The organism is uncultured Cohaesibacter sp., from assembly GCF_963556055.3.
In the GTDB taxonomy this organism is placed as follows: domain Bacteria; phylum Pseudomonadota; class Alphaproteobacteria; order Rhizobiales; family Cohaesibacteraceae; genus Cohaesibacter.
Genome location: NZ_CAUVYE020000007.1, coordinates 1 through 18,254, shown reverse-complemented (window position 1 = coordinate 18,254; position 18,254 = coordinate 1). Strand labels below are relative to the sequence as shown.

General features: G+C 53.6%; 19 protein-coding genes, 2 pseudogenes and 1 other annotated feature. Of the genes and pseudogenes, 6 read left to right on the top strand and 15 right to left on the bottom strand.

The features are described from left to right. Nucleotides 1-47: 47 nt before the first annotated feature. The gene (locus tag ACHZB8_RS01590; RefSeq protein WP_316858268.1) at nt 48-341 is read right to left on the bottom strand and encodes a DUF1674 domain-containing protein; all 294 of its coding nucleotides are present in this window, start codon (nt 339-341) and stop codon (nt 48-50) included. Between the two features lie 110 nt (nt 342-451). On the opposite strand from ACHZB8_RS01590, the gene htpX reads away from it, so the two are divergent. Further along, nucleotides 452-1,459 (top strand): zinc metalloprotease HtpX, encoded by a 1,008-nt coding sequence (gene htpX, locus ACHZB8_RS01585; protein WP_316858267.1) that lies wholly within the window; start codon nt 452-454, stop codon nt 1,457-1,459. Here htpX and ACHZB8_RS01580 read toward each other — a convergent pair. The 8 genes from ACHZB8_RS01580 to ACHZB8_RS01545 form a co-directional block, all read right to left on the bottom strand. Continuing rightward, complete coding sequence (locus ACHZB8_RS01580; RefSeq protein ID WP_316858265.1) at nt 1,438-1,974, bottom strand: hypothetical protein; 537 nt, start codon at nt 1,972-1,974, stop codon at nt 1,438-1,440. The two genes, htpX and ACHZB8_RS01580, sit on opposite strands and share 22 nt — an antisense overlap. Then, nucleotides 1,971-2,486, bottom strand: a complete 516-nt coding sequence (locus tag ACHZB8_RS01575; protein WP_316858263.1) for a hypothetical protein — start codon at nt 2,484-2,486, stop codon at nt 1,971-1,973. Before ACHZB8_RS01575 ends, ACHZB8_RS01580 begins: the two co-directional genes overlap by 4 nt. A 130-nt stretch (nt 2,487-2,616) precedes the next feature. Further along, entirely contained in the window at nt 2,617-4,437 is a 1,821-nt protein-coding gene (typA, locus tag ACHZB8_RS01570; RefSeq protein WP_316858262.1) for a translational GTPase TypA, read from the bottom strand. Nucleotides 4,438-4,666: 229 nt separating this feature from the next. Beyond that, nucleotides 4,667-5,398: a helix-turn-helix transcriptional regulator gene (locus ACHZB8_RS01565; protein WP_316858261.1), complete on the bottom strand. Its 732-nt coding sequence runs from the start codon at nt 5,396-5,398 to the stop codon at nt 4,667-4,669. A 363-nt stretch (nt 5,399-5,761) separates the two neighbouring features. Next, nucleotides 5,762-6,283 carry a DUF1643 domain-containing protein gene (locus ACHZB8_RS01560; RefSeq protein ID WP_316858260.1) on the bottom strand — a complete coding sequence of 174 codons (522 nt, stop codon included), beginning with the start codon at nt 6,281-6,283 and terminating at the stop codon, nt 5,762-5,764. Nucleotides 6,284-6,384: 101 nt separating this feature from the next. Beyond that, nucleotides 6,385-6,828, bottom strand: coding sequence for an RbsD/FucU domain-containing protein (locus tag ACHZB8_RS01555; RefSeq protein WP_316858259.1), 444 nt, complete (start codon nt 6,826-6,828; stop codon nt 6,385-6,387). 153 nt (nt 6,829-6,981) lie between these two features. Continuing rightward, a complete protein-coding gene (locus tag ACHZB8_RS01550) occupies nt 6,982-8,211 on the bottom strand; it encodes an argininosuccinate synthase (protein ID WP_316858258.1) in 1,230 nt (409 codons plus the stop codon). Between the two features lie 206 nt (nt 8,212-8,417). Then, entirely contained in the window at nt 8,418-9,254 is an 837-nt protein-coding gene (locus ACHZB8_RS01545) for a phosphatase PAP2 family protein (protein WP_316858256.1), read from the bottom strand. Nucleotides 9,255-9,381: 127 nt separating this feature from the next. Between ACHZB8_RS01545 and ACHZB8_RS01540 the strand changes: the two genes are divergently transcribed. Continuing rightward, the gene (locus ACHZB8_RS01540; RefSeq protein WP_316858254.1) at nt 9,382-9,750 is read left to right on the top strand and encodes a hypothetical protein; all 369 of its coding nucleotides are present in this window, start codon (nt 9,382-9,384) and stop codon (nt 9,748-9,750) included. A gap of 101 nt (nt 9,751-9,851) precedes the next feature. On the opposite strand, the gene ACHZB8_RS01535 is transcribed toward ACHZB8_RS01540, so the two are convergent. Next, nucleotides 9,852-10,004 (bottom strand): hypothetical protein, encoded by a 153-nt coding sequence (locus ACHZB8_RS01535; protein ID WP_316858252.1) that lies wholly within the window; start codon nt 10,002-10,004, stop codon nt 9,852-9,854. Nucleotides 10,005-10,188: 184 nt separating this feature from the next. Between ACHZB8_RS01535 and ACHZB8_RS01530 the strand changes: the two genes are divergently transcribed. Then, the gene (locus tag ACHZB8_RS01530) at nt 10,189-11,118 is read left to right on the top strand and encodes a LysR family transcriptional regulator (RefSeq protein WP_316858251.1); all 930 of its coding nucleotides are present in this window, start codon (nt 10,189-10,191) and stop codon (nt 11,116-11,118) included. Nucleotides 11,119-11,259: 141 nt separating this feature from the next. Further along, a complete protein-coding gene (locus ACHZB8_RS01525) occupies nt 11,260-11,748 on the top strand; it encodes a hypothetical protein (protein WP_316858250.1) in 489 nt (162 codons plus the stop codon). 3 nt (nt 11,749-11,751) lie between these two features. Here the strand turns inward: ACHZB8_RS01525 and ACHZB8_RS01520 are convergent, their stop codons facing one another. The 4 genes from ACHZB8_RS01520 to ACHZB8_RS01505 all read right to left on the bottom strand — a co-directional run bounded on the left by ACHZB8_RS01520 (nt 11,752) and on the right by ACHZB8_RS01505 (nt 15,246). Further along, entirely contained in the window at nt 11,752-12,204 is a 453-nt protein-coding gene (locus tag ACHZB8_RS01520) for a hypothetical protein (protein ID WP_316858249.1), read from the bottom strand. A gap of 55 nt (nt 12,205-12,259) precedes the next feature. Then, the gene (gene rlmN, locus ACHZB8_RS01515) at nt 12,260-13,582 is read right to left on the bottom strand and encodes a 23S rRNA (adenine(2503)-C(2))-methyltransferase RlmN (RefSeq protein WP_316858248.1); all 1,323 of its coding nucleotides are present in this window, start codon (nt 13,580-13,582) and stop codon (nt 12,260-12,262) included. Nucleotides 13,583-13,891: 309 nt separating this feature from the next. Continuing rightward, entirely contained in the window at nt 13,892-14,404 is a 513-nt protein-coding gene (locus tag ACHZB8_RS01510) for an invasion associated locus B family protein (RefSeq protein ID WP_316858246.1), read from the bottom strand. 299 nt (nt 14,405-14,703) lie between these two features. After that, nucleotides 14,704-15,246 (bottom strand): RNA methyltransferase, encoded by a 543-nt coding sequence (locus ACHZB8_RS01505; RefSeq protein ID WP_316858245.1) that lies wholly within the window; start codon nt 15,244-15,246, stop codon nt 14,704-14,706. A gap of 265 nt (nt 15,247-15,511) precedes the next feature. Here ACHZB8_RS01505 and ACHZB8_RS01500 point away from each other — a divergent pair, with 265 nt between their 5' ends. Next, nucleotides 15,512-16,486, top strand: coding sequence for an NADPH:quinone oxidoreductase family protein (locus ACHZB8_RS01500; RefSeq protein ID WP_316858244.1), 975 nt, complete (start codon nt 15,512-15,514; stop codon nt 16,484-16,486). A gap of 6 nt (nt 16,487-16,492) precedes the next feature. Here the strand turns inward: ACHZB8_RS01500 and ACHZB8_RS01495 are convergent. Next, nucleotides 16,493-16,829: pseudogene (locus ACHZB8_RS01495) on the bottom strand (YkvA family protein). A 239-nt stretch (nt 16,830-17,068) separates the two neighbouring features. Beyond that, nucleotides 17,069-17,124, top strand: a sequence feature (sul1 is cis-regulatory element that is thought to sense ions involved in sulfur or methionine metabolism; They are found in Alphaproteobacteria). Between the two features lie 73 nt (nt 17,125-17,197). Between ACHZB8_RS01495 and ACHZB8_RS01490 the strand changes: the two are divergent. Continuing rightward, nucleotides 17,198-18,254, top strand: a pseudogene (locus ACHZB8_RS01490) (SulP family inorganic anion transporter); the annotation flags it as partial.

The following is an 18,254-nucleotide window of genomic DNA, read 5'->3' as shown; positions in this document are numbered from 1 at the left end:
TGGGAAAAAGAAAGGCGAGTGGTTTAACCGCTCGCCTTTTCGTTTTTTTAAAAATCAATGGCTCTGCCGTTGATTTCATAATCTTCATAGCGGGACGGATCGAGGCCGCCACGACCACTATATTCTTTTGGGCGGTTCTGGCTTATCTTGAGCGCATCTCGTTCCTTGCGACGGTCTTCGGCTTCAAGCAACGCACGTTGAGCAGCAGGCGGCAGATCTTCGAATTTGCGGCGTGGTGCCTTCGGTTTTTCTTCCTCTGTGCTCTGCTCTCTTACCGTTTCTGTCTTGAATTCGGGGGAATTGATGTCAACGAACTGTCTGTTCGGAGTTTCCTCTGTCATTGTTTCCCTCACTTTGAGTTTCTTATCTTGAAAATTGGTCTCGGGTTTCACCATATAAGAAGCCAGGATAGGATCCAATGATCTGAATTGAGAAAAGGGATGAAACCACTATGAATTTTTTCCGGACCACATTGTTGCTGGCTGCCATGACAGGCCTGTTCATGGCCATAGGCTATATGCTCGGTGGCTCGGGCGGCATGGTGATTGCCTTTATCTTTGCGCTGGGGATGAATGTCTTCAGTTACTGGAATTCGGACAAGATGGTGCTGCGGATGCATAATGCCGTTGAGGTGGATGCTCGCACTGCACCGGAATATTACGAGATCGTCCAGAAGCTGGCGCAATCGGCCGGTTTGCCGATGCCGCGCGTCTATCTGATCAACAGCGATCAGCCCAATGCCTTTGCGACGGGGCGTAATCCGCAAAATGCTGCGGTGGCAGCCTCGACCGGATTGCTCAATCGGCTGACTTATGAGGAAGTGGCCGGTGTCATGGCGCATGAACTGGCGCATATCAAGAATTATGACATCCTGACGATGACCGTTACGGCGACGCTTGCCGGTGCCATTTCGATGCTTGCCAACTTCGCCCTCTTCTTTGGTGGCGGGCGAGACCGGGAAGGTGGAGGATTGGGGATTGTCGGCACGATTGCGATCATGATCCTTGCTCCCCTTGCTGCCTCTGTTGTGCAGATGGCCATCAGCAGAACAAGGGAATATGAGGCTGACCGGATCGGTGCAGAGATTTGCGGACAACCGCTCTGGCTTGCATCCGCTTTGGCAAAGATCGCCAATGCAGCGGGCCGGACGGTGAATGTTACCGCCGAGGCGCACCCTGCGACGGCTCACATGTTCATCATAAATCCGCTTTCGGGACAGAAGATGGACAATCTCTTTTCCACCCACCCGGATACGCAGAACCGGATCGATGCGCTGCAAGCTCTGCAAGGGGAATGGTATGGCGGGCAGGCACCATTGAAAGTCAGCAGCGGGGTAACGCTCGGGGCGAGCCAACGCCGGGCGCAGATGCGACAAGACGAGCAGATTGACGGTCCATGGAGCGGCGGGAGCGCTGGTGGTCGCGATGATGAGCCGGATCAGTCGGGTCCCTGGGGTTGAGAGCCGTTCCTGATTGATATGAGGAAGCTTTTGACGCTGCTTCTTCCGGTCAGGCGCACTTTGTGGCCCTCATGCCCATCGTAAAAGGCCTTGAGCTTCGGGCGCTGGGTTTTCGGGAAATTCCAGACATATTTGATAAACTCCCAGTCAAGGCGCTCGGGGCATCCCGGAGCCATGTCCTTGCGCACCCGGCCATAGGTCTTGAGGATCCGCGTCAGGATGCCCCACATGCATAAAAGGCGCGGAGGATCCATGAAAATGAGCAAGTCGCTGCGTTCAAGCCGTTTGGGAAGATCGGCATTGGTGGTGTAATTTCCCTCGATGATCCACTCATCGCTGTCCATGATGGCATGCATATGGGCAAGGAAGGCTGCCTTGTCTTCGGGTTCGGTCCAGTCGGGTTGCCAGAATTCCTGATCGATATGGATGGTTGGCAAACCAAGCTTTTCCGCCAGGGCGAAGGCCAGCGTCGACTTTCCAGACCCTGATGAGCCAATGATGGTGATGCGTTTCATGAGGTCTTTCTCTCATCAACCTTGCCAAGAAAAATCCGAACGTCCGTTGGGCTTGCAAGCTCCTGTTTTCGCCGTTTGAAAGCGTCAAAATGCCCCTGAAGTTTCGGACCGGATTTCTTGTCGAAATTCCAGACCCACTGCAAATAGGACAGACTTATGCCTTCTGGGCATCCTGGTGCGAGATCTTCGCGTTCTTTGCCTCTGTGTTTTAGATGGCGCTTGATGACACGAAGAACACAACGGATTCGGTTTGGCCTGAGATAAATGAAAAAGTCTGCCCGTTTGAGGCACATCGGCAATGTCTGGCTGTAATTGCCTTCGATGATCCAGCTTTCTCGTTCTGCAATGGTTTCTATTTCCGAGAGGAATTGCAGATTGTCCTTTTCTTTCCAGCCGGGAAGCCAGAAATGCCGGTCCAGATGCGTTAAGGGCAGCTGCAAGCGGCTGGCCAAAGCAAGGGCCAGTGTGGTCTTGCCCGAGCCGGCACTACCAATGATCACGATGCGTTTCATCTTGGTTATTCCCCGGGAGCAGGAAGGAAACAGAGCAGGAAGGAAGCACGACTATAGGACGAAAGTTTCAAAAGTAAAGCCGTACTGGTTGCCCAGCACGGCTTTTGTTTTGGTGGCGAATCGAAAAGGGTCAGGCGCTTTTCTTGGCGGCCCGTTCAGCTCTTTTGCGATCATTCGGATCGAGCAGAATCTTACGCAACCGAATCGATTTTGGCGTTACCTCGACGAGTTCATCTTCTGCAATATAGGATAGCGCCGCTTCAAGGCTGAGCTTGATCGGCGTGGTCAGCTTGATGGCGTCGTCCTTGCCGGAAGAGCGGATGTTGGTCAGCTGTTTGCCCTTGAGCACATTGACTTCCAGATCATTGCCGCGTGTATGCTCACCAATGATCATGCCCTCATAGACCTTGGTTCCCGGAGTGATCATCATCGGGCCACGGTCTTCAAGCTGCCAAAGGGCGTAGGCAACCGCATCACCATTGCCATTGGACAGAAGAACACCGGTGTTGCGCGATGCAATATCCCCTTTGTGAGGGGCATATTCATGGAAAATCCGGTTGAGGATGGCCGTGCCACGGGTGTCGGAGAGAAGCTCGGACTGATAGCCAATGAGGCCACGGGTCGGGGCATAGAAAACAAGGCGTGTGCGACCGCCGCCCGATGGGCGCATCTCGATCATTTCAGCTTTGCGTTCCTGCATCTTCTGCACCACGATGCCGGAATATTCGTCATCCACATCGATGATGACTTCCTCGATTGGCTCGAGGCGTGTGCCGTTTTCGTCTTTCTGCATCACCACCTGCGGGCGACCAATGCCAAGTTCGAAGCCTTCACGACGCATATTCTCGATGAGGATCGAGAGCAGCAGTTCGCCACGGCCCGATACGATGAAGGCGTCGGTGCCCTTTGCTTCCGTGACTTTGAGCGCGACATTGCCTTCGGCTTCGGAGAGCAGGCGAGAGCGGATGACACGGCTCTGAACCTTGTCGCCTTCCGTGCCCGCAAGGGGGCTGTCATTGACGCGGAACGTCATGGACAGGGTCGGAGGATCAATCGGCTGGGCCTGAAGGGCTTCGGTCACCGATGGGGCGCAAATGGTGTCCGCAACCGTGGTTTTTTGCAATCCGGCAATGGAAACAATATCGCCCGCTTCGCCCTTTTCAATGGCCTGACGTTCCAGGCCGCGGAAAGCCAGCACTTTCGAAATGCGACCATTCTCGATCAGTTTGCCATCACGGGAGAGACCCTTGACGGCCATGTTCGGGGTGACTTCACCGGCCAGAATGCGTCCGGTCAGAATGCGGCCAAGGAAATTGTCGCTTTCGATTGTGGTTGCCAGCAGGCGGAACTCGCCTTTTTCTACCTTTGGAGCGGGTACATGTTTGACAACCAGATCAAACAGCGGCTCCATGTCGGTCTTCGGGCCGTCCGGTTCATTGGCCATCCAGCCATTTTTGGCAGAACCGTAGAGAACGGGGAAGTCGAGCTGTTCTTCGTTGGCGTCCAGATTGGCAAAAAGGTCAAAGACCTCATCAAGAACTTCTTCGGCCCGTTGTTCGGGCTTGTCGATCTTGTTGATCGCCACAATGGGACGCAGGCCAAGGCCAAGTGCCTTGGAGACAACAAATTTGGTCTGAGGCATGGGGCCTTCGGCAGCGTCCACCAGAACGATGACGCCGTCAACCATATGCAGGATGCGCTCAACCTCGCCGCCGAAGTCGGCATGACCGGGGGTGTCCACGATGTTGATGCGGGTGCCGTTATGCTCAAGGCTCGTCACTTTGGCGAGAATGGTGATACCGCGCTCACGCTCGATATCATTGCTATCCATCATGCGTTCTTCGGTTTTCTGGTTTTCACGAAACATGCCGGAAGATTTGAGCAGTTCGTCAATCAGCGTTGTTTTGCCGTGGTCAACGTGGGCAATAATCGCAATGTTGCGCAGATTCATAAGGTCTGTCTCTAGTTTTTCGGGCATAGCCTGTTGGGCCGGAGACAACCGGCATGGGATATAGCGGCCCGATTATTTGGGAAGTTGGCGCAAGCTCTATACGAATTTTCCCCTGTTGAAAAGCTTTCTTTGAACAGGGAAGCTCCAATATTGGCTGCACTGCAATATCGCATAGCTCCCTAGCCCGTCCTCATGACAGGGAGATGAAGCCCGCTTGCGGTTGCTGCCTCTAGTTGCCACAGATCTCGAAAAGGGCAGAGCGAGAGGAGATTCCGAGCTTCTCATAGGCGCGGCGGCGGTAGGTGACGACAGTGGACGGGGCCACTTCCATATCCGCTGCGATCAGTTCGGCCTTCTTGCCGGACAAAATGCCTAGGCAGACCTGGCGCTCACGATCTGAAAGGCTCGTGAGAACTATCGGAAAATCCTTTGAGGCTGTTTCTTCCGCCATTTCAAAATGCTGCAAGGCAAGATGGCCCAGAATGGGCAGCAAGGGATTGTTTTTATGAGGGGAATTGGTGTGCGTGAAATAAATCTGCACGATCAGTCGCAATTTGTTTCCTACAAGCAGGATCGACATCCGGTCCGCCAATCCGATCTTGGGATTTTTCTCCTTGAACAGAGAATAGAATGCCTGCTTGTAGTCGTCTGGATAGTCATCGGTCATATCTGCAATGTGACGAATGACAAGTGCTCCTTCAGGAAGGAGCCTGATTTCCCTGTTCAATGGGTCCGACTTGTACCAGCCTGACAGATAGATGGCGGTAACCATTTCTCCAACCAGCGACACTTCCAGATTGCGAGATAGCAAACAAACGGGCTTTTCTTCATTGAAGGAAAAAATCGTCGATTGAACCGCACCAATTTTTTTGATCAATGTCAGGAAATGGTCAATAAATTCATTCTGTCCGAGGGTCGAAAGACATAGCTCGACGATTTTTAGATGACGGTTTTCTTCCATGTCACACTTTGATGTCCCCTATTTAAATGGACAGAAATAATTATCTTGCTTTGCTATGACTTCGCGAATCCGGTGTCCCCTACTCCGGAATCAAAAAGCGCTAAGTAAAGCACCCTTGATGCGGTCAAGGGTTACAAATGGAAGTCGGATTCTGTCCCCCATATTGGATTTGGCTTCCATCCCTCGCCAGCTGTCCCCCAAAACATGGCTGGTGAGGGGCTTGGCGGTTGAGTTATTCAATTGGCTTCGCAACCTGCGGGTCGAAACGGGATTATATTGCCTTTTATCGTATAAAATATCAATGTTTGAAATACCTAACACAGGAAAAACGCTGGCCTTGGAGTCGCGTTTTTCAGAATCCGCCTAGTCCTTCCAGACCATCGGTTTAAGCTCGTTCTTCAAATAGAGCGGGTGTCTGGGGTGGCCCTCTTTTGACAAGCCCAGATGACAGAGCAAAAAGCCTTCGGAGCGGAGCAGATTTTTGAGGGCCGGTCCCATACCCATATAGGTGCCATGCGTTCCCCAGGCGCACAGAATGGTGTCTGACCAGCGAGCACCGTTCAGTATCTGGGATAGATTCTCACTGCCCATGGGATCTTTGGCGCACTTCAAGGTTCGCGGATCTGTTGCCCGATAGGCAAATAGATTGCAGGCCCGAAAGGCCCCGAACCCAAGCGCTCTTGCGCGACGTTCGCACCGTTCGATGGTCGGGTCGTTTTTAAGCTCGGTGGCGGTTGAGGGATTGAGCATGATGAAAAGAAGTTTCGGAGCCGAATCGTCCCAGACCCGTGTGAGAGCATAGCGATAGGTTTCGCATGGGGAGTAGAGCGCACAGGAGTGTGTTTGAGCTTCACGGAATTCTCTGAGGATCAAATTGTCTGCCATGGCTCGCTTTGATTTGCATTTGTGAGGTTGCACGCCGAATGACACGTGGTCCGGCGTGCCTGTTTTCCTCTCGCTTGGCTGATTAACAGCCGTTGTGAGGGCTAGAGCCTGATCACGCCCTTCTTGACGATGATATTGCCATAGAGGCGACGTTCGCCGGACTGGATGATGGCATAGGACTGCTTTGACATGTCGTAGAAAGCGAAGCGCTCAACAGCGGCAATGGGCGCGGGATTATCGGCAACCTCGTTGATGATGGTCTGGAATTCGGTCACGACCGGAGGGACCTGAGAGGCATCCCCGACCACTTCCATGACATAGGCCGGGTCCTTGACGAAATCGTCGAGCGGCATCAGTTCAAGCACGGCTGTGAGGATGTCGGTTGCCAGAATGCCATCAAGGCGCACATAGCGGCAGCCATTTGCGCGGGCGATCTGTTCGCCGGGAAAGTTGGCGTCAGCAATGACCAGATTGTCGCCATGGCCCATGGCAGCAAGTATATGAAGGAAATCTGGTGACAAGAGCGGATTGATGTTTCTAAGCATTGGATGGTTCCCAATCACATGACGAATTTATGGATGCAGGACTGCGGTCAGGGCTGGCGGGCGCAAGTCGAAGAAGATGCAATCTGTTTCATCCATAAAAAATGGCGAGGTTGTAACCCCGCCATTTTCTCATTCCGGCAAGCCAGGATCAACTTAGCCTTTGGCCTTGCGATTGCGGTAGCCAATGGTGCGCAGGCGCAGGCCTTGCAATTCGATGAAGCCTGCCGCGTCATTGTGATCATAATCGATCGCACCTTCTTCGAAGGTCACCAGATCTTCGGAATAGAGGCTGTATTCGCTGTCACGGGCGATGACGTTGACATTGCCCTTGTAGAGTTTCAGCTTGACGGTGCCGGTCACATATTCCTGCGACTTGTCGATCAGTGCCTGAAGCATTTCGCGTTCCGGGCTATACCAGAAGCCATTATAGATCAGCTCGGCATAGCGTGGCATGATGCTGTCCTTGAGGTGCGCGGAGCCGCCATCAAGGGTGATGGATTCGATACCGCGGTGGGCTGTGATGAGGATCGTGCCGCCCGGAGTTTCGTAAATGCCGCGAGATTTCATGCCGACAAAACGGTTCTCAACCAGATCGAGACGACCAATGCCGTTGTCGTGACCAAGTTCGTTGAGTTTGGTCAGGATTTCAGCCGGGCTCATCTTGACGCCGTCAATGGAAACCGCATCGCCTTTTTCAAAGCCGATCTCGATGATGGTGGCTTTGTCTGGGGCCGCTTCGGGGCTGATAGTGCGCGAATAGACATATTCCTCGGCAGGGATGGAAGGATCTTCCAGCACGCGGCCTTCAGAGGACGTGTGCAGCAGGTTGGCATCGACCGAGAATGGTGCCTCGCCGCGCTTGTCCTTGGTGATGGGGATCTGGTTCTGTTCGGCAAATTCCAGCAGTTTGGTGCGCGAGGTAAGATCCCATTCACGCCATGGCGCAATGACCTTGATATCCGGGTTGAGCGCACGAGCGGCCAGCTCGAAGCGGACCTGATCGTTGCCCTTGCCGGTGGCGCCATGAGCGACAGCATCGGCGCCGACTTCCTTGGCGATCTCGACCAGGCGTTTGGAAATCAGCGGTCGTGCGATGGAGGTGCCGAGCAGATAGACGCCTTCGTAAAGCGCGTTGGCGCGAAACATCGGGAAGACGAAATCACGCACGAATTCTTCGCGAACATCTTCGATATAGATGTCCTTGATACCGAGCATTTCAGCCTTTTTACGTGCTGGTTCCAGCTCTTCGCCCTGACCGAGGTCTGCGGTGAAGGTCACCACCTCACACTGATATTCGGTCTGGAGCCATTTGAGGATGATTGACGTGTCGAGGCCCCCTGAATAGGCCAAAACGACTTTTTTGATATCGCCTTTTTTTGCCATGCGATTTCACCTGATTTGCTTGCGGCGCCTAACGGGAGGTTGGTGCCTTGTGTCATGGGTATGAGACTGAGCTCGTTTTTTCATCTGGCGGCACTATAGGCACTATAAAATTCTGCGCAAGTGGGTTTGCGAAGAATTTCCTCCTGTTTCAACGTGAAGCTGATGGAGCATTCAGCGCCGACCAAATGTCTTCTCATAGAGATTCTCTAATTGTCCCTATTTAGCAAGCGAGAGAGGAGCATTTTCCCTCTTGTTCGCAGCCAAAGGCCGCTTTTGTCCCAATATTTTTCGATTTTGTCGCTTCTCTCGGAAAATAGCCCCAGTTTGTCGAAAAGAAGCAGCATCAAAGCCATCACAAGGCCAGTGAGGCTCCAGCCAATCAGGATGTCTGAAAGATAGTGGGCTCCAAAGGCGATCCGGTTCAGGGAAACAAGGCTTGTCAAAGAGGCGATAATCCAAAGCCCGACCTTGCGCCAACCCATGGGCAGCAGAATGACGAGGCCGATGAGCCAGAAGGCCATTGACGCTTCGCCGGAAACGAATGAGCAGTTTGATTTGCAATTATTCGCAATGACCCAGACTTCCGAGTAGGGCCAATGTCCGCCGAACAGATCCGTCTGCACCGGGCGTGCGCGTCCCCAATTGGCTTTGAGGATCCCGTTAACCAGAAGGCCCGGACCGATTGTAGCGGTGCCTATAAGGTAGATGATTTTGGTGAGCGGGAAGATGGATCGAAGTTTCGGCCAGAGGAGCCGCGCAAGGGAGAAGAGAAGCAGACAAATGATGATGACACGGGGGAGAAACAAACCCAACGCACGAAGGCGCGTCGGGAAGGTGTCGTCCTTGAGCCAGAATCCGTCTGCCGGGCTATAGAAGAGCCTGCTGAACCAGATATCGATCTCCGGGGCAATCAGAAAGATCGCGGACGTCAAAGAGAGGATCAGTGCTGCTCGGGATAACAGAGTTTTGTTGGCCGTCAGTTTCAGAATGTTGCTCATCGTTACAATCTGGCCGTTCCCATGTTTCTGTTTGGTCTGAACCATGGTTTTAACACCAAAAAGGGCAGTCGGCGATTGCATCATGGTGCGAATGGGTGCAGAACGCATCTGACCGGAATGGGTGTCGGGTCGGCCAAAGGTTTGATTACAAGCTTTTCGGAGACATCAACATATGATGAAAAGTCTATTTTTTAAAAGAAATTTGCAGGTGGTTGCCATTTCTTTGGGCCTGCTTGTGGCTGGTCTTTCTGCCAGCACCCTCGCAGAGGCTGCGGAGTGCAAAGGGTTGCAGAAATACAAATGCACATCAGCCTCTTCCTGTGTCTGGATTGACGGCTACACGACAAAATCGGGCTCCAAGGTTCGGTCCTATTGCCGGGCCAAAAACAAGAAAAAGGCGTCTGTCGTCAACAAGATTGTGAACGGCAAGACGCCCAAGGTCAGCATCACAAAAGTGAGCAGCAAGAAGACAAAACTGACAAAAAGCGGCTCTAAAGCGTCTTCTGTCAAAAATACTCTGACCCAAAAGAAACCCAAATAGGGATGGGTGTGCCTGTTCGCGTCAAAGGATGGCCGACATTGCCAGCCTCGGAACAGGCGCTTCCTCTTGCAGGAGGCAGGGCAAGAGGAAGCGCGTCATTGTCATCCCTTTTTGGAAAGGGAATGAAGCATGTCGATGAGCGGCAGGAACGGGCGCCATTCAGGGCGTTCAAACGGATCTTCAAAAGCGCCTGATCGACGGTGCCCGGTTCGGGTTGCGGATGTCCACATGATCATGTTGTGCAACTGACTCATGGTCTAGCTCCTGAAATTTGCAAATAGAGGGCCTTGCCTGCTCATCTGAGAAGAGGCAGGGCGTCGATTTTCTGATTGCTGTAGAAGTGTTTCAGGCGAGGGCGCATCTGGTTTCCAGCGTTCGCGCCTTTGACCCGAGACCTGGTGTCACTATAACAGCGGCTCTATGGTCTTGTGTAGATTGATGAATGAAAGTCGTTTTTCATCGGTGTATGTTGCAAGAGACGCCGCACTGGTAGAAAGACATCTTATGGAAGCAAGCTGGGACGATCTGAAACTATTCCTCATTGTCGCCGAGACTGGCAGTTTGTCTGCGGCGGCAGCTCGTACGGGTGTGAGCGCTCCAACCGTGGGGCGGCGCATGCTGGCGCTTGAGCGGACCATGAACCGGTTGCTGTTCGAGCGCTCAAGGCGTGGCTATGAACTTGCCAAAGATGGCGAGATCCTGCTGGCGCGGGTCAAGGACATGCAGAAGATTTCAGCCGAGATTACCGATTGGCACGGTGGGGCTTTTCGTGATCCGGTGATCGAGCTTGCCGGTGACAGTTGGCTTTCCTCCTTCTTTGCGTGTCATGCCAATTCTCTTTCCAAGGGACCGGGTGACATTCGTATCGGCGTTACGGATTTTCATGACTTGCATCAGTTGATTCATCGCGACCGTGTTGTTTTGCTGACAACGACTCCTCCGACGACGGGCAACTATGCAATTCTTCCCTCTGTTCTCATGCGGTTTGCCGCTTACAAGCATGTTATGCTGGCTGATAGTGTAAATGCCCCGTGGATCTCTCTGGGCAAGGAAGCGTCCCGCTTGCCATCTGATCGCTGGGTGTATGAGCATTTTGACCGTGACATCTATAGCTGGACCAATCGACCGCAACTGGTTTTGCAACTGATCACATCCGGTCAGGGACGGGGTGTTTTACCTTGTTTTGTGGGGGATGTCGACGAGCGGTTGATGCGCGAAGGGACGCTTCTGGAAGATCTGACGGTCCGTCTTTATGTTGTGGTCAATGATGATGATCGCCGACGCCCCGAAGTGAGGCTCATGATGAACCGGGTGTCAGACCTGTTGAGCGAACACGCGCCTCTCTTTGCCGGTGAAGGGAAAGCCTGAAGCGGTCGTCTCTCTGAGCTCCGGATCTTGGGCCTGGTGAGAGAAAGGCGTGCGGCATAAGATCGATATAAATCGCGATGGGGAATTGCTATGCTACACTGTGAGAGCAATGCGTTTTATGGATATCTGGGGGATTGACGAATGGACCGGCATTGCAAGACATCTTTGGTTTTCGGTGTGATGCTGTTGGCATCGCTTGATGGGACGTTGGCTGTTGCCGGCGGGTTGAGCGCTGATGTGGCGCGGGCGGCCATGTGCAATAGCCACATGGATGATTGCCTTGGTTTTGCGACATCCAAATCCGAGGAAAGCTGGTGCAACAAGGCCTATGACGTTTGCCTTGAGAAGGGCGTTTTCCCGATGCCTGAAGAGAACGTGACAGAGCCGGGCAAGGGCGGACAGGCCAAGCCATGCGCAGATGGTGCAATGGAATGCAGGCTTCCCGATGAGGATGCTGTTTCGACCTATGGTGATGGAACGCCTGTTCAGGGCGATCCGGTATCCGATCAGTCCACCCCTCCTGACGATGACGTGCAAGCGGATCCTCTGGTCGATAACAATGGTGTTCTCATTGATGTTGACCCAAGTTCAGACCCAGGCCTGGATATGCTGGAAACAAAACAGGACTGATGGCTAAAGTGGCTTGGGGCGATTGTCGAGCGTGCGCTTGACGATGCCTGCTCCCCTGCCTGCGACCAGCCAATAGACAAATCCTGCAATCAGGCCCGATGCCATGACGCGCGTATCAAGCGCAAAGGCAAGGGTGTCCATGGTTTCGCCCTCCGGGTGGGTGGCGAACAGCGACAGAGCCAGTCCGAAGAACAGGTAGAACCAGATGCTGCGCCAGGAAAAGATCTCGGCGACAATAAGGCCGATTATGGCGGGGAAAAAGGCGAGTGAGCCGACAATCCCGGTAATCAGAATGCTGGAATAGAGCATGAAAAAGCCATGGATTGTCGGATCAACACCGGGTGCCGGTTCGATATAGTCAATAGCAAAACTGAGGAAGATACCCGCAGCAATGATTGCCAGAACAAAGCCGATGGGTACCATGAAAATGCGGGCAATCAGACGGGAAAAACTCACGCTTGAACTCCATTCTGTGATGCGACCAAAATGAGGGGAATGGCGTCACGCCCCTCTATTCATCCTCTTGCATATCGTCATCATGCCCATCGCCTGCAAGGTTGGCAATGCGCATTCTTTCAAGGGCAGCAAGCTCGGCTTCCAGTTTTTCCCGATCCGCTTTGCGCAGGCGCTCCGACTCGGATTTGAGCTGACCGCAGGCGGCATAAATGTCGCGTCCTCTCGGGGTGCGAACCGGAGAGGCATATCCGGCCCGGTTGATGAAATCGGCAAATTCCTCGATCTGGTCCCAGTCCGAACATTCATAGTTGCTTCCCGGCCATGGATTGAAAGGGATGAGATTGATCTTGGCCGGAATGCCGCGCAACAGCTTTACAAGATTGCGGGCATCGTCGATCGAGTCGTTAACGCCTTTGAGCATGACATATTCGAAGGTGATGCGTTTGGCGTTGGAGACGCCGGGATAGGTGCGACAGGCATGCAGAAGTTCTTCAAGGTTCCACTTCTTGTTGATTGGTACCAGCTCGTTGCGCAGCTCGTCATTGGTGGCGTGCAACGAAATCGCCAGCATGCAGCCAACTTCCGCACCAGCGCGCTCGATATTGGGAACGTGACCCGATGTTGACAGCGTAATACGGCGCTTTGAAATGGACAGGCCTTCGCCGTCGCCCATGATCAGCATTGCCGTTTTGACATGGTCATAGTTGAACAGAGGCTCTCCCATGCCCATCATCACCACGTTGGAAACAAACCGTCCGACCTTGGGCACTATAGCGCCTGTTTCAGGTTCGCGCTCGGGGAAGTCGTTGAGCATTTCGCGGGCGACGCGCAACTGGGCCACGATCTCCTCGGCGGTGAGATTGCGCACCAGCTTTTGCGTGCCAGTGTGGCAGAAAGTGCAGTTGAGGGTGCAGCCAACCTGGGAAGAGACACAGAGCGTGCCGCGGTTTTCGTCAGGAATATAAACCGTTTCCACCTCGACCGGGCGTCCCGCCCCGCGTGGCGGAAAACGCAGAAGCCATTTGCGGGTGCCGTCGACAGAGATCTGCTCGGCAACCAGTTCGGGATGGGTCACCGTATAGACCAGATCCATCTTGGCGCGCAGATCTTTCGAGACATTGGTCATCTGATCGAACGATGTGGCTCCGCGTACATAGATCCAGTGCCAAAGCTGGGCAACACGCATCCGGATCTGTTTGTCTGCCACACCGACCCGGCGCATGGCTTCAGCCAGATCATCACGATCCATGCCGACAAGATTGAGCTTGTCCGGATCAAGTTCGGGCCAGCTATAGGCGTGCTCGGTGAGAATGTCAGCCGGTACCGGAGAGACTGCGAGCGTTTGCTCAGTTGTTTCGATGCCATTGCTATTGGTCATGCATTGGTTCCGCAACGGGGTGCGGCTCCTCTTTTCAAGGCCGATTGCGCGTCAAAGGCCTTCAGAGCCATGCAAGCCATTTTCGGGGCTGTGGCGGAAGGGCGAGGCGCAATCCTTTTGAGTACCATTCCGGATCGACAAAAGAGAGGCGCAAATTGGGGAGGTCTCTTGCCATGATCTTTGCCCTTTAGCCAAATAGACATGACCATCAGGGGGCACCCGAGGTTTCAGGATGCTGCTATATAAAGTAAAAAAGCGGCCCTGTCAGCCGCTTTTTTGAAGTGCTTTTGCCGTCTGCCTGTTGATCGCTTACTGGCAGATCTCCAAGGCTTTTTTCGTCGCTGCCGTCACTCCAGACAAGGAGTAAGTGTCAACTGTCAGGGTGCCACGGCTTGAAGTGCCACGAACGACCATGGTCGAACCACGACGCATTGCGTTTACAAGGCGCGCTTCTTCGGCGGCATTTTCAAGCCACGCTCCGTCGCCGGAGGTATAAAGATTGAAGGTATCCGAACCAACCTGAATCGTGGTTTTGGATCCTTCCTTGTAAGGGTAACCGGTGATCACATTGACTTCCTCACGCACGCCTTCCTGAGGGCGGGTGGTGACGAAGAAATAAACCGGATCACGATTCACATTTTTCGGCTCGGTGTCTTTTGGTTGGCTAACCGCGAAACACATCTTGCCGCGCTGTGGATCATTGAACTGATAAGCACCCCAATCCTTAAATTGTTCGACGCGAGTGGCCGCGCCCTGAGCAACAGCTGCAGTGGCGGTAAGTGCGAGAAGGGTGGCTGCTCCGAGGATTTTTACGCTTTTCATCTCTACCTGTCGCTTTTGACTGGATGCCAACAGGAGCCACGGGCTCCAATTCATTCATTTCACATTTACCAAGGTCAGGGTTACTAAACTGTGAAATTGAGACGATTTATGCAAATTTTCAGGGACTTTTGCCAAATCGAAACTCTGTTCAACCAGAATCTGCCTTGTTTTTCAGAACAATTAATCGCAAATGCGGCAACAGATGGGCAGATTTCCAATCTGATGGAGATTGCCGTCATTTCTTCTGTCATTTCGCCAGAGCCGCATTTTCTGTTTGGCTCCTGGTGCTTGAAAGCCTGTCAGCCCTTGAGGGCGTCCGGCATTCCGGCGCGGAATTTTGGCAGACCATGCTGATGTTGCCGGGGATCTTTGGGTCCGCCTGCCCTTACCGGACGTTCCGAGAAGCCGCCCATCGATTGTACACGATCATACATGATGATGGCACCGGCGGTTGCCACATTCAGGCAGAAAAGGGTCGGGATCTTGACAATGAAATCACACTTGTCCTGCACCGCCTGAGAGAGATTGCCGCGTTCGGGTCCCAGAATGTAGGCAGCCTTGGCCGGATGCCGGAAAGAGGGAAGCGCAATTGCCTCGTCGGTGAGTTCAACTCCAATGAGGCGACAGTCTTTTGGCAGAATCATCTCCTCTTCGTTGGCCCAGGGATAATAGGGAATATGATCAGAAGAGTGCGAGGTATCCGTTCCGGGCTTGGCGAATGACTTTTTCGAAGCGAGGGTAAAAAAGAAGCTGGCTCCGAATGCGTGGGCTGTTCTCAAAAGATTGCCAAAATTGCCTTCCTTGGACAGTCCCTGAACACCGATTGCGAAATATCCACGCATAGCTTTTCTTTTTCCTTTTACTTAGTCTGCGCTCCGAATATGCGCTTTTTAGAGGTCTAATGCCGAATGTGGGCCTTTCTAGTCCAGAATTGCAGAAAAGGAAACCGCCCGGCTGAGGAAACCGGGAGCGATGTTCAACTAAGGAATGACCTAAAAAACACGGTCGATTGGTCCTTCGTCTCTTCTTGGTTTCAGGAGCCTGTGTTAGCAGATTTGCAAGGCGGCAAACGGTTCTGAGGGCAGAACCGCAAAAGGAGGCAGGGGAATGCGAGCAGTTTTGTGCGAGGCTTTTGGCAAGGCGGATGGTCTTGTTCTCAAGGATATTGCAAAACCTATGGCCGGGCCCGGTCAGCTTCTCATAAGGGTCAGGGCGGCCGCGCTCAATTTCTTTGATACGCTGATCATTGAGGATCGCTATCAATATACTCCCGATTTGCCCTTTTCTCCCTCAGGCGAGATTTCGGGTGAGATCGAGGCGGTCGGAGAGGGTGTCGACCCTGCCCGCATCGGGGAGCGGGTTCTTTGCTATCTTCGTTGGGGCGGTGCGCGGGACTATGTGGTTGTCCGCGAGGATGAGGCCATTGGCATGCCCGATGGTTTGTCATTCGAGCATGCTGCGGGATTGATGATCACCTATGGAACAACGATTTATGCCTTGCGTAGCCGGGCCCGATTACAGAGGGGGGAAAGTCTGGCTGTAATGGGTGCGTCCGGCGGGGTCGGGCTTGCGGCGGTCGAAATCGGCAAGCTGATGGGCGCGCGCGTCATTGCCTGTGCCTCTTCGGACGAAAAACTGGAGCTATGCAGGCAGCATGGCGCCGATGACCTTGTCAACTATTCTAGCCAGAATCTCAAGATGGATCTCAAGCGCCTGACGAGTGGCAAGGGCGTGGATGTGGTTTATGATCCGGTTGGTGGCGACTTTTCTGAAGCAGCCTTGAGGGCAACCGGCTGGTATGGTCGTTTTTTGGTCGTCGGTTTTGCATCTGGCACGATCCCCAAGATGCCGCTCAATCTGGTGATGTTGAAATCGGTGGATTTGCTTGGTGTCTTCTGGGGAGAGGCGATTGTCCGCGACCCGGTGGAGCATGCCAGAAACATGTCCCTGATTCTGGGCTGGGTCGCGAGCGGCCAGCTCAAGCCACATTTGCACCAGACTTATCCGCTTGAGAAGACGGCAGAGGCGATATCAGCCATTGCCAATCGCGAGGTGAGGGGCAAGGTCGTGATCACGCTCTAGCCGGTGTCATCGCTCGACATGAACGTCATGTTCAGCCAGAGCCTGCTTGGCCCTGAGGCGATGCTCTGCGGTGATGCTGTCATGCACGGTTTTAAGCACATAGGTCAGAAGCGCAAGATCATCGGCAAAGCCGATCCCGAGCAGGGCATCTGGTATCACATCGATTGGCAATACGAAGTAGGCGAGGGCTCCGATCAGCGTCAGGCGCACCTTGAAGGGCGTATTGGAATCAAAGGCGCAATAATAGCCCGCGACGACCTCTTCCATGATCGGGATTTGCCCGCGCGGCTTTCTTGACCACGGCCCAGAATTTCTTGCGCACATTGGCGGCCTTTCTTGCCAAGGAGGCGTCGCGATGGCCCGTCTCATCCTCGGCTGCCTTTTACGGGTGGCAGCAGTTCGATCTCGTCTTCGTTATAATGCTTGTGTGAGCTTTGCATGGGCCTGACCTTGACAATTATCCCTGCTGAATATGGGGTGTGTGGCTGCAAACTCAAGCTCTTTGCTGTCCTTCACATTTTTAGAATTGCTCCAGAAGACTTGCAATCTGGCGAGAAATCGCGTTTATACGTATCAAGAACTGAAGGACCCGGTGAAAGCCCGGGTGGCTCTTCTGGCAGCTGACCCGCCGGATCCTCTCACACATTAGCCCAAGCTGAACTGCCGGGCCGTCTCGAAAAAGACGTCTCGATGCTGGGCGCTGGACTTTTCATGATTTCAATTTCCGACTTAAAACAGCAATGGTTTGGGAATGTGCGTGGTGACTTGCTGGCGGGCCTCGTGGTCGCACTGGCGCTCATCCCCGAGGCCATCGCATTTTCCATTATTGCCGGTGTGGATCCCAAAGTGGGTCTTTATGCCTCTTTCTCAATTGCCGTTCTGGTGGCTATTACGGGAGGGCGGCCCGGCATGATCTCGGCCGCTACCCGCTGCCACTGCCGTCTTGATGGTGACGCTCGTCAAGGATTATGGACTTCAGTATTTGCTTGCGGCGACCGTGCTGGCGGGCCTGATCCAGATCGGAGCTGGCCTCCTGAAGCTTGGACGTTTCATGCGCTATGTCTCGAAATCGGTCATGACCGGCTTTGTGAATGCGCTGGCGATCCTGATTTTCATGGCGCAATTGCCCGAGCTGAACCCGGTAACTCCGGGTGTTACCTGGCTCACCTATGCGCTTGTCGCGGCGGGGCTTGCGATCATCTATCTGTTTCCCAGACTGACAACGGCACTTCCGTCTCCGCTCGTTACCATCATCGTGTTGACCGGACTGGTGGTTGCGTTCGGTTGGGATGTGAGGACCGTGGGCGATATGGGCGAATTACCCGATACCTTGCCCGTTTTTCTCATTCCCGATATTCCGTTCACGTTCGAAACGCTGATGATCATCTTTCCCTATTCAGTTGCTGTGGCCATTGTCGGATTGCTTGAAAGCCTGATGACGCAGAATATCGTTGATGATCTCACCGATACCAGATCCAATCGCAATCAGGAATGTATCGGGCAGGGCATTGCCAACAGCTTGACCGGCTTTATCGGAGGCATGGCGGGTTGTGCAATGATCGGCCAGTCGATCATCAATGTGAAATCCGGCGGGCGGGGGCGGCTATCAACCTTTACAGCGGGTATCGTACTGCTGATTCTTGTCGTTGGCCTTGGTGATCTTGTTGCCCGCATTCCGATGCCTGCGCTGGTTTCGATCATGATCATGGTCTCCATCGGGACATTCTCGTGGTCCTCGATCAAGGCGCTCAAGGTTCATCCACGCTCG

Coding starts and splice junctions, on each gene's coding strand:
- htpX (WP_316858267.1), top strand. CDS start 452: ATGAATTTTTTCCGGACCACATTGTTGCTGGCTGCCATGACAGGCCTG.
- ACHZB8_RS01540 (WP_316858254.1), top strand. CDS start 9,382: ATGATGAAAAGTCTATTTTTTAAAAGAAATTTGCAGGTGGTTGCCATT.
- ACHZB8_RS01565 (WP_316858261.1), bottom strand. CDS start 5,398: ATGGAAGAAAACCGTCATCTAAAAATCGTCGAGCTATGTCTTTCGACC.
- ACHZB8_RS01505 (WP_316858245.1), bottom strand. CDS start 15,246: ATGCGTGGATATTTCGCAATCGGTGTTCAGGGACTGTCCAAGGAAGGC.
- ACHZB8_RS01550 (WP_316858258.1), bottom strand. CDS start 8,211: ATGGCAAAAAAAGGCGATATCAAAAAAGTCGTTTTGGCCTATTCAGGG.
- ACHZB8_RS01510 (WP_316858246.1), bottom strand. CDS start 14,404: ATGAAAAGCGTAAAAATCCTCGGAGCAGCCACCCTTCTCGCACTTACC.
- typA (WP_316858262.1), bottom strand. CDS start 4,437: ATGAATCTGCGCAACATTGCGATTATTGCCCACGTTGACCACGGCAAA.
- ACHZB8_RS01560 (WP_316858260.1), bottom strand. CDS start 6,283: ATGGCAGACAATTTGATCCTCAGAGAATTCCGTGAAGCTCAAACACAC.
- rlmN (WP_316858248.1), bottom strand. CDS start 13,582: ATGACCAATAGCAATGGCATCGAAACAACTGAGCAAACGCTCGCAGTC.
- ACHZB8_RS01590 (WP_316858268.1), bottom strand. CDS start 341: ATGACAGAGGAAACTCCGAACAGACAGTTCGTTGACATCAATTCCCCC.
- ACHZB8_RS01525 (WP_316858250.1), top strand. CDS start 11,260: ATGGACCGGCATTGCAAGACATCTTTGGTTTTCGGTGTGATGCTGTTG.
- ACHZB8_RS01580 (WP_316858265.1), bottom strand. CDS start 1,974: ATGAAACGCATCACCATCATTGGCTCATCAGGGTCTGGAAAGTCGACG.
- ACHZB8_RS01530 (WP_316858251.1), top strand. CDS start 10,189: ATGAATGAAAGTCGTTTTTCATCGGTGTATGTTGCAAGAGACGCCGCA.
- ACHZB8_RS01500 (WP_316858244.1), top strand. CDS start 15,512: ATGCGAGCAGTTTTGTGCGAGGCTTTTGGCAAGGCGGATGGTCTTGTT.
- ACHZB8_RS01575 (WP_316858263.1), bottom strand. CDS start 2,486: ATGAAACGCATCGTGATCATTGGTAGTGCCGGCTCGGGCAAGACCACA.
- ACHZB8_RS01555 (WP_316858259.1), bottom strand. CDS start 6,828: ATGCTTAGAAACATCAATCCGCTCTTGTCACCAGATTTCCTTCATATA.
- ACHZB8_RS01545 (WP_316858256.1), bottom strand. CDS start 9,254: ATGGTTCAGACCAAACAGAAACATGGGAACGGCCAGATTGTAACGATG.
- ACHZB8_RS01535 (WP_316858252.1), bottom strand. CDS start 10,004: ATGAGTCAGTTGCACAACATGATCATGTGGACATCCGCAACCCGAACC.